This window comes from Actinophytocola oryzae, assembly GCF_004364325.1.
Classification (GTDB): domain Bacteria; phylum Actinomycetota; class Actinomycetes; order Mycobacteriales; family Pseudonocardiaceae; genus Actinophytocola; species Actinophytocola oryzae.
The window spans coordinates 106,800-120,101 of record NZ_SOCP01000020.1 but is presented as its reverse complement, the minus strand read 5'-3'; the positions used below and the strand labels follow the sequence as shown (position 1 = coordinate 120,101).

Genomic DNA, 13,302 nt, shown 5'->3' with positions numbered 1-13,302 from the left:
TTTCAGTCCACGAAGTGCGCCCAATCGGTCCAGCGACTTCACCCGCCTGAGCGCCTGGCCAGGAACACGAGATCCGGCTCCCCGCGTGACACCGGGATCTCCAGGACCTCCACCGGACCGAGCCGTTCGGTCAGCGCGGCGACGAAGGCGGGCGCCGCGCCGGAGCTCCACACGGCGAGCACCCCACCCGGCACGAGCGCGCCCGCGAGCATGTCCAGCCCCTCGGGACCGTAGAGCGCCGCGTTGCCGTCGTCGACCGTCCACTCCGGACCGTTGTCGACGTCGAGGCACAGCGCGGCGAACGTGCCCGCGGCCGGCAGCCACTCCAGCAGGTCCTCGGCCACCACCCGGACGCGGGGAGAGGCGAGCACGTCCGCGTTACCCAGATGGGTGGTGTTCCACTCGATCACGGCGGGCTCGCGTTCCACGACCACGACCTCACCGACGGAGGGATGGGCCAACGCGGCCCGCAGCGAGAACCCGACGCCGAGCCCCCCGACCAGTAGTCGGCCACCGACCGGCATCCGGTCCGCGGCGGCGTCGACGAGCAACCGTTCGGACTCACCGTTCCGGGTGTCCATCAGGAAGGTGCCGTTGGCGATGATCTCGTGGTGGGGCCCCGACCGGCGCAGCACCAGCTCGCCGCACACTCCCACCACTCGTGCGAGGACCTGCGAACCCATCCCGACAGACTAGGGTCGGCCGGGCCGTCCGCACCCGGGCCGGGTGGGAGTTGCACTGTGCAGGCGGTCGGGCGGCGCGCCCGAGAGGCACACCGCCACCGCGCCAGGTCACACCCTGGTGAGTTCCTCGATCAGCGCGTCGACGTCGAAGTGCTCTTCCTCGCTGCCGATCGGGACCAGCTCGTCGGTCTCGCCCATGAACCCGGCGACGGCCTCGTGGTCCAGCTCCAGCAGCGCGTAGCCCTCCGGGGACTCGATCTCGACGACGAGCATGCGCAGGCCCCGCTCCTCCAGCGAGCGGAACCGGACGTCGCCGATGCCCGCGGAGTCCTCGAGGCCGTCGACGAGCAGCTCGCGGGAGAAGACCCATTCGACCCAGCGGTCCCGGTCGGTCTGGAACGACGCCGTCACCGTGAACGGTGAGTCGGCGCGGTAGGACCAGCGGGAACGGACGGGCGTGGTGCCGTCGTAAAGCGCGACGAGTTCTGCGTGAACAGCTTCGGTGGTCATCTCTGGCCCCCTCCTCGGTCTCGACACGGTCATCGGTCGAGGATGAGATGCGGAGGGGGCCCAGGTCTGACGACCAACGCCGGATGTTCAGCCCATCAGGTATGACGGCCGACACACGGCAGGTCTCTGACCTGCGGATTCTCAGATAAGACCCAGCTGCTGCACGGCGTCGCGCTCCTCGGCCAGCTCGGCCACCGAGGCGTCGATCCGGGAACGTGAGAACTCGTCGATCTCCAGCCCCTGGATGATCTCCCACTGACCGCCGGACGTGCGGACCGGGAACGAGGAGATGAGGCCCTCCGGGACGCCGTACGAGCCGTCGGACACGACCGCCATCGACGTCCAGTCGGTGCCGTGCACCCAGTCGTGGACGTGGTCGATCGCGGCGTTGGCGGCGGACGCGGCCGAGGACGCGCCCCTGGCCTCGATGATCGCGGCACCACGCTTCGCGACGGTCGGGATGAAGGTGTCCTTCAGCCACGCGTCGTCGTCGACGGCAGCCGCGGCGCTCTGCCCGCCGACCTCGGCGTGGAACAGGTCCGGGTACTGCGTCGCGGAGTGGTTGCCCCAGATCGTCAGCTTCGAGATGTCGGTGACGGGCACGCCCAGCTTGGCCGCGGCCTGCGACAGCGCGCGGTTGTGGTCGAGGCGGGTCATCGCGGTGAACCGCTCGGCGGGGACGTCCGGCGCGTGCGACTTGGCGATCAGCGCGTTCGTGTTGGCGGGGTTGCCGACGACCAGGACCTTGACGTCGTCGGCCGCGCCTGCGTTGATGGCCTCGCCCTGCGGCTTGAAGATGCCGCCGTTGGCCTCGAGGAGGTCGCCGCGCTCCATGCCCTTGGTGCGGGGGCGGGCGCCGACGAGCAGTGCGACGTTGACGCCGTCGAAGGCACGCTTCGCGTCGTCGGTGATGTCGATGCCGGACAGGAGGGGGAACGCGCAGTCGTCGAGCTCCATGGCGGTGCCCTCGGCGGCCTTCAGTGCCGGGGTGATCTCCAGCAGCGACAGCCGGACGGGCGTGTCGGGCCCGAGCAGCTGCCCGGAGGCGATGCGGAACAGCAGTGCGTAACCGATCTGGCCGGCGGCACCGGTGACGGTGACCTTGACGGCAGCCTTGCTTGCCACGGGGAAGATCCTCCCGACTGAGAAGAGAGATTCGGTGTCCCGGAGGCTATCAAGCAGGGACGGGAGCGGTGGGGCCGCTTGTGAGCAGGGAGTCAGTGCGGTCTGGATTACACCCATTCCGCCGTCGACTGCCACAGGCTGCGGTGCGTGCGGACCTCGACGTCGTCCGGCAGCCAGTCCGGCCGGAACGCCTGCTCGGCGCCTTGCCGTTCGTCGCCGATCGCGCTGGTCAGCCACCCTGCCCGGTCGCCGCCGCGCACGTAGAGGACGGTCTCGGAGTGCAGGTAGTGGTCCGAGAGTGCCCGGACGTCCACTCGGTACCTGGCCAGGCCGGCGGCCCGCAGGGCGGCGAGGACGGCGCCGGAGGTCAGTTGCGCGAGCAGCTCCAGGAGGGTCAGCGGTGAGAGGACGATGCCGAGGAGGCTGCCGTAGAGGAGGACGACGAGCGAGCCTTCGGCGTCGAGGGAGCTGGTTCCGTCACCGTGCGGCCACCGGCCGTAGCGATAGCGACCCGCCGCCAGCGCGAAGAACCGGAGTACCCGCCGCCATGGCGCGAACCGCCACTCGACCGTCCACTCTCGACCCTTGGCATCGGTGAAACGCATTGGTGAACCCCCAGTTCCGAATCTTCGACACATAGTGCACGGCGGCGGGTTGCCAAGGTGGCAATACCGCAGTCCTTCGGGTGCAGTTGCGGGGTTGGAGGAGGAAAAGCGCTGGTCAGGGGGCAAGGATGTGGCCCATGACCATGATGTTGTCTGCCTCTGACTCGACCGTGCGGGTTGAGGTGCTGGGTGAGGAACTACGCCGGTTGCGGGATGCCTGCGGGTTGACGCTTGCCGAGGTGGTGTCGCGGATCGGGATCAGCGAGTCGTACCTCTCCAGGATGGAGAAGGGGAAGCGGGTGCCGAGCCCGGAGGACGTGTCGGCGCTGCTGGTGGTCTACGGGGTCAAGGGTGACCAGCGTTTGGAGCTGCTGACCCTCGCGAAGCGGTCCAACCAACCGGGTTTCTGGCAACGCGACACCTCGGCCGAGACGCGGTTCGCCACCCTGAAACTCCTCGAATCGAGGGCAACCAGCCTCGTGAGTTTCGAGCCCTTGATAGTGCCGGGACTGCTGCAGACGATGCCCTACGCCAGATCCATGGTCGAGCAAGTCTGCATGGTGACCGAGCCAAAGGAGATCGACAACTGGGTGATTGGGCGAGTCCACCGGCAAGGAGTTCTGCGCAAGATCGACGCTCCCCAGCTGACGGCGATTCTGGCCGAGTCGGCCCTGCGTAACTTCGTCGGCGGTCGCGAGGTGATGCGCGATCAGCTCCGCTATCTCACCGAGATCACCAAGCGAGCCAACGTGACCCTGCGGATAGTGCCGACCATGATCGGTGGTCATCCGGGACTGCTGGGAAGTTTCCTCCGCATGCGCTTCGCAGACCGGCCCAATGTGGTGTTTTTCGAGAACCAGACCTCAAGCCTTTTCCTGGAGGAGCACAGCGATACCGCCGCCTACGATCAGGCCATCAATCAGCTGCTCGACCTGGCGATCAGCGAGGCGGACTCCGTAAGATTGGTGACCGAGATGGCCGCGACCTTGGAGTGATCCTTGAACTGGCAGAAGAGCAGCTTCAGCGGAAAAGAAAACTGTGTTGAGGTGGCCTGTTCCGGCGCCTCGATCGGAGTGCGGGACTCGAAGAATCCCAGTGGGCCTGCCCTGATCTTTCCGCTGTTGCCAAGCGGCCCGCTCTCGATCGTCATGGCGGCAAGGATCGCGCAGGCGTCGAGCCCGGAGTAGTCAACCCGTGGAGTGACCTTGAACTGGAAACGAAGCAGCGTCTCCGCCAAAGAGAACTGCGTCGAGCTGGCCCATTCGGGGTCGGGAATTGCTGTGCGAGATTCCAAAGATCCCGGTGGGCCCGTCCTGACCTTCCCTCAGTTGCCGAGCGGTCCGCCCTCGATCGTCATGGCGACGAGGATCATGCAGGCGCCGAACGCGGAGTAGGTCAGCACATCCACTCCCCTGCCCCGGATCAGGATCAGGCCCGCCTGCTCGTCGGACAGCAACGCGCGTAGCCCCGCTGCCAGGAACAGGGCTATGCCGATGAGCACGGTTCCCTGCCGCCAGTGGTACAGCACGATCCGCAGCAGCCCGAGCGCCACCACCGCGAGGACCATCCCGAACGGCAGGTGCGCCAGGACCGGATGCCTGCGCCGGTGCGGGGTGGTCACAGCGCCTGCCGTTCCGCCGCCTCGACCGTGTTCGTCAGCAGCATGGCGACCGTCATCGGGCCGACGCCACCCGGCATCGGTGCGAGCCAGCCCGCGACCTCCCGGACCTCCGGGTGCACGTCGCCGACCAGGCCCTCGTCGGTTCGGGTGATGCCGACGTCGAGGACCGCCGCACCCGGCTTGACCATGTCGGGAGTGATCAGAGCGGGGTTGCCAGCCGCCGCGACGACGATGTCGGCGCGGCGGACCTCCGTGGCCAGGTCCTTGGTACCGGTGTGGCACAGCGTGACGGTCGCGTTCTCCGAGCGGCGCGTCAGCAGCAGCCCGAGCGGCCTGCCGACCGTCACGCCTCGCCCGACGACCGTCACGTTCGTGCCCGCGATGGGCACGTCGTAGCGCCTGAGCAGCTCGACGATGCCGAGCGGAGTGCACGGCAGCGGGCCCGTCTCACCCAGGACCAGGCGGCCCAGGTTCATGGGGTGGAGACCGTCGGAGTCCTTCGCCGGGTCGACGCGCTCCAGGGCGGCGCCAGGGTCCAGGTGCCCCGGCAGCGGCAGCTGGATGAGGTAGCCCGTGCAGGCCGGGTCCTCGTTCAGCTCGTCGATGACGCGGTGGAGGTCGGCCTGGGAGATGTCCGCGGGCAGGTCGCGGCGGATCGAGTTGATGCCGACCTTCGCGCACGCGTTGTGCTTGCCGCGGACGTAGGAGTGCGAGCCGGGGTCGTCACCGACCAGCACCGTGCCGAGGCCGGGCACCACGCCACGTGCGGCGAGGACGCCGACACGCACGCGGAGGTCCTCGAAGATGGCCGTTCGGGTCGCCTTGCCGTCCAGGATCGTCGCGGTCACGCCGCCCATCCTCTCATCGAGGCCGACGGCGGATGGCGGCGATGCCGACCGCGACCATCGTGAGCGCGATGCCGACGACGGTCGTCACCGACAGTCCACCGGTCGTCGGCACGAAGATGTCCAGCAGGACGGCGCCCACCAGCTGACCGGTGACCGAGGCCATGCCGAGCAGCAGCACGCCCGTCACCCGAACGGCGCTCACCGCCGTCATGATCGCGACGATACCCAGGGTGCCGCCGACGTAGAGGTACCACTGATCGGGTGGTGTGGCGGGCCAGCCCTTGATGATCACGTCGACGCAGGCCGCCAGGACCAGCGCACACGTGCCGACCAGGAAGTTCACCACCGTGGGGACCACGACGTCGTCGGCGGCGGCACGGACCCGGCCGTTCATCGCGCCCTGCCACGCGAGGCCGGCGCCGGCTACCGCCGGTAGCGCAGCCCACCAGAGTCCACCCGAAGCAGTGACGATGCCCTGGTCAGAGACCGAGATGATCACTGCGATCACAGCGAGTGACGCCCCGACAGCCCTCGGCAGCGTGATCGGCTGGGGCCCGCCCGGTCCGAGCCCGGCACGGTCGACGGGCAGGCTGCACACGACCTGACCAGCGACGACGGCGACCGTGAACACCGCGACGCCGAGCAGCTGGACGGTGACCCCCTGCGTCGTGACGAGGAACGCACCGCAGGCTCCGCCGAGCATCTGCCAGGGGCGCAGGGCCTGTTCACGGAGCGCTTTTCGCAAACGGCCGACACCCGCGCGGGCGCCTGGCAGGATCGGTGCAACGGCCAGGAGCAGCACAGACCCGACCGAGAAGGAGATCAGCGCCGCGACCACACCGTCCTGCAGCTGGTGGCCGAGCTGGCCGTTGATCCGGCCCTGCACGGCCAGCGCGACCCCGCCGAGTGCGGCGAGAGCGGCACCCGCCGCGCGGAGGCGTGCCGACGGATGGTGTGCTGGAGAGACAACGGCGGTGCTCACGTGTCGTCATCCTGACCCACGAGGCCCTGCGGCCGCAAAAAGGGCCAGGTAGAGCAAGCATGCTGTGACGCCGACCGGAGGACTAAGGGAAGATGTCACCGTGGCCCAACCGACCCAGCTAACACCGACTGAGCAGGACGCCCTGGTCAAGCAGATCGGGCTGGCGATGCTCCGCGTCGCTCCCGGCGACTGGGAGCAGCTCACCGTCGACTACCGCGCCGTCGGCCGCTACGCCGAGTCGACCAGCCAGGTCACCTTCGGTGACGGCACCACGGAGCCGTGGGAGATGCCAGCCGACCTGCAGGGGCTGTTCGCCCGCCTGCGGGGCGGCATGTACCGCGAGGGGCGTGGCACGTGGTTCAACGCCCGCTACCGCCTCGACCACCCGTCGAGCTACAACCTGGAGTACGACCGCGAGGAGCCCGCCTGGGACATGGCGCCGCCCCCGCAGGCGTACCCGGACGACATGCGGATGTTCCCCCGCTCCGACGAGAACGTCCCGGAGTGGCTGCGCCGCAGACTCGCGATGGCGCCGCCTCCCGGTCCCGGGCCCGGTCCAGGACCCGTTCCCGGCCCCGGTCCCGACCGCCCTCTCGGTGCGCAGGCGCCGAGGTTCCGCGTGGCGCGGATCTTCGACGGCCCCGGCGAGGACGGCCGCCCGTCGGTGAACCGCCCGCCGGTCGACGACATGGACATCACGGACGTCCTGGACTACCTGGACAAGGCGCCGCTCGTGGGGCCCGGCCGCGGGTACGACACCGACCGGCTCGACCCGAACGGGCAGCAGTCGGTGCCGGTCGCGTTCCACACGGACGGCACGTGGATCTGGCCGGCGGCGGTGAACTACTACCTGCGTGAGCACGACGTAGCGCCGGAGCCCGACCTGGTCGAGCACATGCGGCGGATGCGGTTCAAGGTGGTGCCGGTCGACGACCAGACCCGCGCCGCGGCGCAGCTGTTCCTCGGGCCGCCCCCGGGAGCACCCGCTCCCGGCGCCCGGCCCGCGCCTGCGGCGCCCACCCGTGCGATGCCGGTGCCCCCGCCCGCACCGGGCCCCGCGCCCGCGCAGGGACCCGTGCCGCCCAGGGCCGCGTTGCCGTCGCAGGGTCCACCCGCGCAGCAGATCGACCAGCTGCGGGCGCGGCTGGAGGACCTGGACGTGCCCGACACCGCGTACCGGATCGGCACGCCCGTCGGTCGCGGCTGGGCCATGGAGCAGACGGACGAGGGCTGGCGCGTCGGCTGGCACGACCGCGACTGGGTCGCACCGGCGGTGTTCGAGGACGTGGCGGACGCTTCGGCGTTCCTGCTGGGCAAGCTGCTGCTGGACACCGACAGGTGGGCGGCCGGTCCGAAGAACCCGGAGCTGCCGCCCGCTGTCCCCGCACAGCAAACCGACGAGGGCTTCCAACCGATGTCGGCCCCGATCGACGCCTTCGAGCCACTGGCTTCGCAGAGCGAGGACTACGGACACCAGCCGGCCGGTCCGGTCAAGCCGCCACCCGGCACGCCCGGGTACGGGGACACACCGAACCGGTACTCGGACGCGCCCGCGTACGGCGACTCGTCCGGCCGGCACGGCGACTCGCCTGCGTTCACGCCACCGAGGTCGGGGCCGCCCCCGGGTACCCCGCCGAGGCCCGCGCCGACGATGGCCATGGAGGCGCCGTCCCCGCACGGGATGGACTCGCCGCCGCGTGGCATCGACATGCCGAGCCACGGTCTGGACACGCCGGGTCGAGGCTTCGACTCACCCAGCCGTGGGCAGGACGGGTCGGACGGCGGACGAGGGTTCACCCCGCCGGGCGGTCTGGACACGGGTCGCGGACCCGACGCCGGACGTGGCCTCGATACGCCGGGTCGTGGGATGGACCTGCCGTCGCGCGGGTTCGAGAACGGACGTGGGCTGGACCTGCCGTCCCGGGCCGAGTCGCGTGACCAGGCGACGGTCCTCGCCTCCCGTCCGAACGGTGCGGCGACGGCGCCCGCCGGCTCGGAGTGGCCGATCACGCCGCTGCCGGGTGAGCCGCCGCTGACGCTGTTCCGCGGCAAGCGGGTCATCGAGCTGGAGCCGGGCATGGAGATCGACCGTTTCGGCGACGGTGACGGCAACCTCGTTTACGCCGTGGGCACGCCGTTCTCGGAGCGGTCGCTGGTGCCGGAGTGGATCGACCGGCCGTACCACGTCTACCGCGTCCGCCAGCCGGTGCAGGTACTGACCGGCGCCGCCATCCCGTGGTTCGACCAGCCGGGCGGCGGCACGGCCTTCCTGCTGCCGGACGCGGTCGGCGACATGGTCGCGCACGGCCAGCTCACCGAGGTCAACGACCGCGACCGCCCGCCGGGCTGAGCCCCTGGGGTGGGCCGGCCTCCGGCCCACCCCAGGACTACCGACCGTCGGGCTCGCCGACCTGCAGGCCGTGGGCGGCGGCGAACGCGATGGCCATGTCGATGTCCACGCGCGCACCGGCAAGGGACGCCTGACGCAGCCCGTTGGCGTCGAGTTGGGCGCCGCGGAGATCGGCGCCTTCCAGCTTGGTTTCCAGCAGTCGGGCGCCGGTCAGGTCGGTGCCGGTGAGGTCACACTCACGGAGGTCCGCACCCGTCAGGTTGGCCTCGCGGAACCTGAGCCCGGCGAGCGTGAGCTTGCGGAAGTTGGCCCCGCCGAGGCTCGCGAGGGTCAGGTCGGTGTCCGTAACCTGCCACGGCCGGAAACGGCACTCGTGGAACGTCGCACCGAGGAACGAGCAGCCGGTGAAGGTCGAGTGCATCAGGTTGGTGCGCTCGAAGGTGCACGACCGGAACGCGGACACGGTGTGCCTGGACTCGCCGAAGTCCACGCGGGTGAAGTCGCAGTGGTCGAACGTGCACCGCTTGGTGACGACGCCGCGCAGGTCGGAGTCGGTGAAGTCGATGCCGGTGAAGTTCTCGCCCTCCCACGACTGGTTGGACAGGTCGACATCGCGGTAGTCGTCGTCGTTCATACCCGCAGACTAGGGAACGACCACGACAGGCCGTCGCGCGTCGTTGATCAGGAACTTCGCCACGCCGCCCCCGCCGCGGCCGACGACGATGCAGTCGGCGTGCAGCTCCTCGGCCACCTTCTCGAGCCCGTGCGCCGGATCACCCCTGTGGTGCACCAGTTCCCACTGGACACCCATGCTGCCGAGGTAGTCCGCGACCGTGCGGCGCAGCTCTGCCACCAGCTCGTTGGCGGCCTCCGCGGCAGTGGCCATGCCGAAAGGGGACCAGTAGGCGGGGCTCGTGATCGGCTCCACGTAGACGAAGACGAGGCGTGCGCGCTCCCGCCGGGCCAGTCCGCTCGCCCACGCGGCGGCATGCAGTGCGCGTGGCGTTCCGTCCACACCGACGACGATCACGGCAAGTCCGTCCTTACCGACTTCGTAGTCGCGCACGCCCGGATCCTAGGGCTACGAACCACTCCTGTTGAACTGTCGTTATGCGGTAGATGCCCTCAGGACGCCGCTTCGAGCGGTGGGCCGTCACGCCACGCGGCGGCCAGGTCCTGGATCGGCAGGCCGAGAACGTCGCTGAGACAGGCGATCGTGCCGAAGGCGGGGGTCGGGAGCCGACCGGTCTCGATCTTGCGCAGTGTCTCCGGCGACATGCCCGCCGCCTGCGCGACGTCGCCGAGGTCGCGGTCGGCCCGCGCCTCACGCAGCAGCCTTCCGAGACGCCTGCCTGCCTCGATCTGTTCCGGCGTGAGCGGGTTGCGAACCACGGCACCAGAGTACGGCTGGTATTTTAATACCGCAAGTGCTACGTTGGTATTATTATACCGACCGACGGCATGAGGGTGTCCATGATCGAGTTGAAGTCGCAGGCCGAGATCGAACGGATGCACGTCACCGGACAGTTCGTCGCCCAGATCCTGTCCGAGCTGGGCGATCTCGCCGACGTCGGCGTCAACCTCCTCGACCTGGAACACCACGTCCGCGACCGGATCCGCCAACGTGGCGCGGAGTCCTGCTACTGGGACTACGCCCCGTCCTTCGGCAAGGGCCCGTTCCGCAACGTCATCTGCCTCTCGGTCAACGACGCGGTGCTCCACGGACTGCCCCACGACTACACACTGGGCGACGGCGACGTCCTCACCATGGACCTGGCGGTCGGGATCGACGGCTGGGTCGCGGACTCCGCCCGCACCATCATCGTCGGCACCCCGGCCGAGGAGGACCTGCGGCTCATCCGCGCGACCGAGGAGGCACTCGTCGCGGGCATCGAAGCGGCGCGGCCGGGCAACCGGCTGGGCGACGTCTCGGCGGCGATCGAGGCGGTCGCCTCCGGCTACGGCTACCCGATCAACACGGAGTTCGGCGGCCACGGCCTCGGCCGCACGATGCACGAGGACCCGCACGTGCCCAACAGGGGCCGCGCGGGCCGCGGCCTCAAGCTCCGCGCGGGCATGACCCTGGCACTCGAGCCCTGGCTCGCCGCCACGACCGACCGGATCGTCTTCGACCCCGACGGCTGGACGATCCGCTCGGCGGACGGCTCACGCACCGCCCACTCCGAGCACACGATCGCGATCACCGAGGACAGCACCCTCGTGCTGACCGAACGACAGCCCCACCACGCGGACTCCGCCCACCGCTCCTGATCTCCCGGAGCCGGTACGTGCTGTCCGGTTCAGTCGGCGGTCTCGGCGAGGAGGGCGCGGAGCAACTCCTCACCCTGGGGCCACGGGCCGAAGCCGCTGGCGGGGTTGACGTGGCCGACGTCACCGAGGTTCACGAACCGTGCCCCCCACTGTTCGGCCAGCCGACGGGACTGGTCGATCGCCGCCCAGGGATCGGAGCCGCTGGCCGCCAGGACGGTCGGGAACGGCAACGGGTTCGCGGCGGGCGGCCCGAAACCGGCGATCGGCGCGCCGTGGGACGCCGAGTACTCGATGTCGGGCGGCGCCACCAACAGTGCCGCGCGGACGGGCGCGTCGTGTTTGTCGGCCCAGTGTGCGACGGTGTGGCAGCCGAGGCTGTGTGCGACCAGCACGACCGGTCCCGTGGCGCGTGCGACCGTGTCATCCAGTGCGGCCACCCACTCGTCCCGGTCGGGCCGTTCCCAGTCCCGCTGCTCGACCCGCACGGCCGAGGGCCGGTCCCGGAGCCAGTACGACTGCCAGTGATCACGCCCCGACCCACCCAGACCAGGCACGACGATCATGTTCTCCATGACGGAGAAGGTAACCCGGCCCCAGCTCGACCTGATCGACAGGATCACCACCACGCTGGACGACAGACGTGCGTGGCTGTTCGGCGGCTGGGGACTCGACGCCCGGATCGGGCACGTGACCCGCGAACACGGGGACGTCGAGTTCTGGGTCGACCGCCGCGACGCACCCGAGGTGCGACGGCTGCTGGTGGACGCCGGTGCGACCCTCCTGGACACGCAGCCGCCGGAGGAGTCCAGCGAGTACAGCTGGGAGGACACCCGGTTCAGCACCGCCTACTTCGACGCCCGGTCCGACGGCACGTTCACGACCGAAGGCCGATGGGACGACTGGGTGTTCCCCGCTGGCTCGTTCCCCGACGAGCGCGTCGAGTTCGAGGGTCTGTCGCTGCTGGTGATGAGCGTGGTCGGGATGCTGGCGATGCGGGAGCAGTACCCCCACCTGCGCAACGGGCGGCCGTGGCGCGACAAGGACATCGCGGCGGTTCGCGTTCTCCGGTCGATGCGGTGGACCGCGTTCAGGCGACCGTCCCCGCGACGAGTGTCAGCACGAACGCCGCGACGATGATCACCACTCGCGCGTAGTGCAGCCGGTCCCAGCGTTGTTGCTGGTCGCGCCAGTCCGCGGGGTGGTCGTCGGCCGTCCACGTGGCGGCGCGGTTGGCGATCGGGACGAGCAGGGTGACGGACATGACGACGCTCACGACGAGCAGGACCGCGGCCACGACGGCCGCGACGCCCGCCGGACTGCCCCACGAGAGAGCGGCCAGCCAGGCCGTGAGCAGCAGGGACCCGACGTACCAGAAGGGCATGACACGGCCGAGCACCCGGGCGCCGTCGGCGCGGGCCTCCAGCGAGGGGCCTGCGGACAGTCGCAACAGCATGGGGTTGACGAAGACGGCGACGGCGAACTCGACGCCGACCATGACGCCGACGACGGTTGCGGTGATGACAGCGAGCGTGCTGAGCATGACGTTCCTTTCTAGCAGTGCTAGATTTCTAGCAATGCTAACCTAAGCTCTGGTTGGACAGAGCGCAAGGGGAGGAACCGTGGCGAGGACAGGAAGCCGCGCGGAGCGCGTGGCCGAGCGCAGGCAACAGATCCTCGACGCGGCCAGGACCATCGCCGAGGCCGACGGGTGGGCGGCTGTCACGTCGCGGCGCCTAGCCGACGCGATCGGGTACACGCAACCCGTGCTCTACGGTCACTTCCCGGGCGGGAAGACCGAGATCATGCGCACGGTCGCGCTCGCGGGCTTCACGGAGCTGGCGGCGGCGACCCGAGTGGCCATGAGGGGCGGGACAGGGCCGCAGGCGGTGGCGGCGGTCGCGGAGGTGTACCTGGACTTCGCCGCGACGCACCCGTCGCTGTACGAGGCGATGTTCCAGCTGCCCATCGACGCGCGCTTCGCACAGGACGACGCGGAGAGCGAACTGCGGGCGGGCTTCGACGCGCTGGGCGCCGCCCTCGGCACCGACGACGGAACGGTGACCGAGGTGTTCTGGAGCGCACTACACGGCATGAGCCAGCTGGAACGCGTCGGCCGGATGCGCCGGGAACACCGGCCACTCCGGATAGCCGAGCTCGCGGCCCGCTTCGCCACGTGACCCGGAGACCGTCCACGACAGCCGGCTGCCGACGCAGGCCGGTACGCCCGGATTGCCCACCGCTGACTCCGTTCGGGTTGTCACGGTGAATCAGGTGGCGGCGGTCTACTTCCCCGACCTGCCGGCCGAC

The 13,302-nt window shown here is 70.0% G+C and carries 19 protein-coding genes; 6 read left to right on the top strand and 13 right to left on the bottom strand.

All coding sequences use genetic code 11. The features are described from left to right. Positions 1 to 38: 38 nt before the first annotated feature. From CLV71_RS38150 to CLV71_RS38135, 4 genes are all read right to left on the bottom strand, one after another. Positions 39 to 683 carry a spermidine synthase gene (locus CLV71_RS38150; protein ID WP_133907781.1) on the bottom strand — a complete coding sequence of 215 codons (645 nt, stop codon included), beginning with the start codon at positions 681 to 683 and terminating at the stop codon, positions 39 to 41. A gap of 108 nt (positions 684 to 791) precedes the next feature. Beyond that, the gene (locus tag CLV71_RS38145) at positions 792 to 1,193 is read right to left on the bottom strand and encodes an SsgA family sporulation/cell division regulator (protein ID WP_133907780.1); all 402 of its coding nucleotides are present in this window, start codon (positions 1,191 to 1,193) and stop codon (positions 792 to 794) included. Positions 1,194 to 1,334: 141 nt separating this feature from the next. Beyond that, entirely contained in the window at positions 1,335 to 2,318 is a 984-nt protein-coding gene (locus CLV71_RS38140) for a malate dehydrogenase (protein ID WP_243867165.1), read from the bottom strand. A gap of 107 nt (positions 2,319 to 2,425) precedes the next feature. Continuing rightward, positions 2,426 to 2,923, bottom strand: a complete 498-nt coding sequence (locus CLV71_RS38135; protein WP_133907778.1) for a hypothetical protein — start codon at positions 2,921 to 2,923, stop codon at positions 2,426 to 2,428. 137 nt (positions 2,924 to 3,060) lie between these two features. On the opposite strand from CLV71_RS38135, the gene CLV71_RS38130 reads away from it, so the two are divergent. Beyond that, complete coding sequence (locus CLV71_RS38130) at positions 3,061 to 3,918, top strand: helix-turn-helix domain-containing protein (RefSeq protein WP_166664422.1); 858 nt, start codon at positions 3,061 to 3,063, stop codon at positions 3,916 to 3,918. Here CLV71_RS38130 and CLV71_RS50805 read toward each other — a convergent pair. Beyond that, the gene (locus CLV71_RS50805) at positions 3,843 to 4,160 is read right to left on the bottom strand and encodes a hypothetical protein (protein ID WP_424923944.1); all 318 of its coding nucleotides are present in this window, start codon (positions 4,158 to 4,160) and stop codon (positions 3,843 to 3,845) included. The two genes, CLV71_RS38130 and CLV71_RS50805, sit on opposite strands and share 76 nt — an antisense overlap. Here CLV71_RS50805 and CLV71_RS38120 point away from each other — a divergent pair. Then, positions 4,123 to 4,317 (top strand): DUF397 domain-containing protein, encoded by a 195-nt coding sequence (locus tag CLV71_RS38120; protein ID WP_133907775.1) that lies wholly within the window; start codon positions 4,123 to 4,125, stop codon positions 4,315 to 4,317. The two genes, CLV71_RS50805 and CLV71_RS38120, sit on opposite strands and share 38 nt — an antisense overlap. Here the strand turns inward: CLV71_RS38120 and CLV71_RS38115 are convergent. Genes CLV71_RS38115 through CLV71_RS38105 form a run of 3 tightly spaced genes read right to left on the bottom strand, consistent with a single transcriptional unit; the run spans position 4,248 to position 6,374 of the window. Continuing rightward, the gene (locus CLV71_RS38115) at positions 4,248 to 4,544 is read right to left on the bottom strand and encodes a DUF3017 domain-containing protein (RefSeq protein ID WP_424923941.1); all 297 of its coding nucleotides are present in this window, start codon (positions 4,542 to 4,544) and stop codon (positions 4,248 to 4,250) included. The two genes, CLV71_RS38120 and CLV71_RS38115, sit on opposite strands and share 70 nt — an antisense overlap. Further along, on the bottom strand, positions 4,541 to 5,392 hold the full coding sequence (locus CLV71_RS38110) for a bifunctional methylenetetrahydrofolate dehydrogenase/methenyltetrahydrofolate cyclohydrolase (RefSeq protein WP_133907774.1): 852 nt from the start codon (positions 5,390 to 5,392) through the stop codon (positions 4,541 to 4,543). The genes CLV71_RS38115 and CLV71_RS38110 overlap by 4 nt, the downstream gene beginning before the upstream one ends. Before the next feature lie 13 nt (positions 5,393 to 5,405). Continuing rightward, positions 5,406 to 6,374 carry a DMT family transporter gene (locus CLV71_RS38105; RefSeq protein ID WP_133907773.1) on the bottom strand — a complete coding sequence of 323 codons (969 nt, stop codon included), beginning with the start codon at positions 6,372 to 6,374 and terminating at the stop codon, positions 5,406 to 5,408. Between the two features lie 100 nt (positions 6,375 to 6,474). On the opposite strand from CLV71_RS38105, the gene CLV71_RS38100 reads away from it, so the two are divergent. Further along, positions 6,475 to 8,724 carry a TNT domain-containing protein gene (locus tag CLV71_RS38100; protein ID WP_243867163.1) on the top strand — a complete coding sequence of 750 codons (2,250 nt, stop codon included), beginning with the start codon at positions 6,475 to 6,477 and terminating at the stop codon, positions 8,722 to 8,724. Between the two features lie 37 nt (positions 8,725 to 8,761). On the opposite strand, the gene CLV71_RS38095 is transcribed toward CLV71_RS38100, so the two are convergent. From CLV71_RS38095 to CLV71_RS38085, 3 genes are read right to left on the bottom strand one after another with little or no spacing between them, the layout of a single operon-like run. After that, positions 8,762 to 9,358 (bottom strand): pentapeptide repeat-containing protein, encoded by a 597-nt coding sequence (locus CLV71_RS38095; RefSeq protein WP_133907772.1) that lies wholly within the window; start codon positions 9,356 to 9,358, stop codon positions 8,762 to 8,764. Positions 9,359 to 9,367: 9 nt separating this feature from the next. Then, a complete protein-coding gene (locus CLV71_RS38090; RefSeq protein ID WP_133907771.1) occupies positions 9,368 to 9,790 on the bottom strand; it encodes a universal stress protein in 423 nt (140 codons plus the stop codon). A 59-nt stretch (positions 9,791 to 9,849) separates the two neighbouring features. Beyond that, on the bottom strand, positions 9,850 to 10,116 hold the full coding sequence (locus tag CLV71_RS38085; RefSeq protein ID WP_133907770.1) for a helix-turn-helix transcriptional regulator: 267 nt from the start codon (positions 10,114 to 10,116) through the stop codon (positions 9,850 to 9,852). A gap of 81 nt (positions 10,117 to 10,197) precedes the next feature. Here CLV71_RS38085 and map point away from each other — a divergent pair, with 81 nt between their 5' ends. Then, positions 10,198 to 10,995: a type I methionyl aminopeptidase gene (gene map / locus CLV71_RS38080; RefSeq protein ID WP_133907769.1), complete on the top strand. Its 798-nt coding sequence runs from the start codon at positions 10,198 to 10,200 to the stop codon at positions 10,993 to 10,995. Between the two features lie 29 nt (positions 10,996 to 11,024). Here the strand turns inward: map and CLV71_RS38075 are convergent, their stop codons facing one another. Continuing rightward, the gene (locus CLV71_RS38075) at positions 11,025 to 11,567 is read right to left on the bottom strand and encodes an RBBP9/YdeN family alpha/beta hydrolase (protein WP_133907768.1); all 543 of its coding nucleotides are present in this window, start codon (positions 11,565 to 11,567) and stop codon (positions 11,025 to 11,027) included. On the opposite strand from CLV71_RS38075, the gene CLV71_RS38070 reads away from it, so the two are divergent. After that, positions 11,566 to 12,132 carry a nucleotidyltransferase domain-containing protein gene (locus CLV71_RS38070; RefSeq protein WP_166664421.1) on the top strand — a complete coding sequence of 189 codons (567 nt, stop codon included), beginning with the start codon at positions 11,566 to 11,568 and terminating at the stop codon, positions 12,130 to 12,132. The two genes, CLV71_RS38075 and CLV71_RS38070, sit on opposite strands and share 2 nt — an antisense overlap. Here CLV71_RS38070 and CLV71_RS38065 read toward each other — a convergent pair. Then, on the bottom strand, positions 12,083 to 12,535 hold the full coding sequence (locus CLV71_RS38065; protein WP_133907766.1) for an anthrone oxygenase family protein: 453 nt from the start codon (positions 12,533 to 12,535) through the stop codon (positions 12,083 to 12,085). The genes CLV71_RS38070 and CLV71_RS38065 overlap by 50 nt on opposite strands. Positions 12,536 to 12,614: 79 nt before the next feature. On the opposite strand from CLV71_RS38065, the gene CLV71_RS38060 reads away from it, so the two are divergent. Next, the gene (locus CLV71_RS38060; RefSeq protein ID WP_133907765.1) at positions 12,615 to 13,172 is read left to right on the top strand and encodes a TetR/AcrR family transcriptional regulator; all 558 of its coding nucleotides are present in this window, start codon (positions 12,615 to 12,617) and stop codon (positions 13,170 to 13,172) included. Positions 13,173 to 13,302 lie beyond the last annotated feature (130 nt).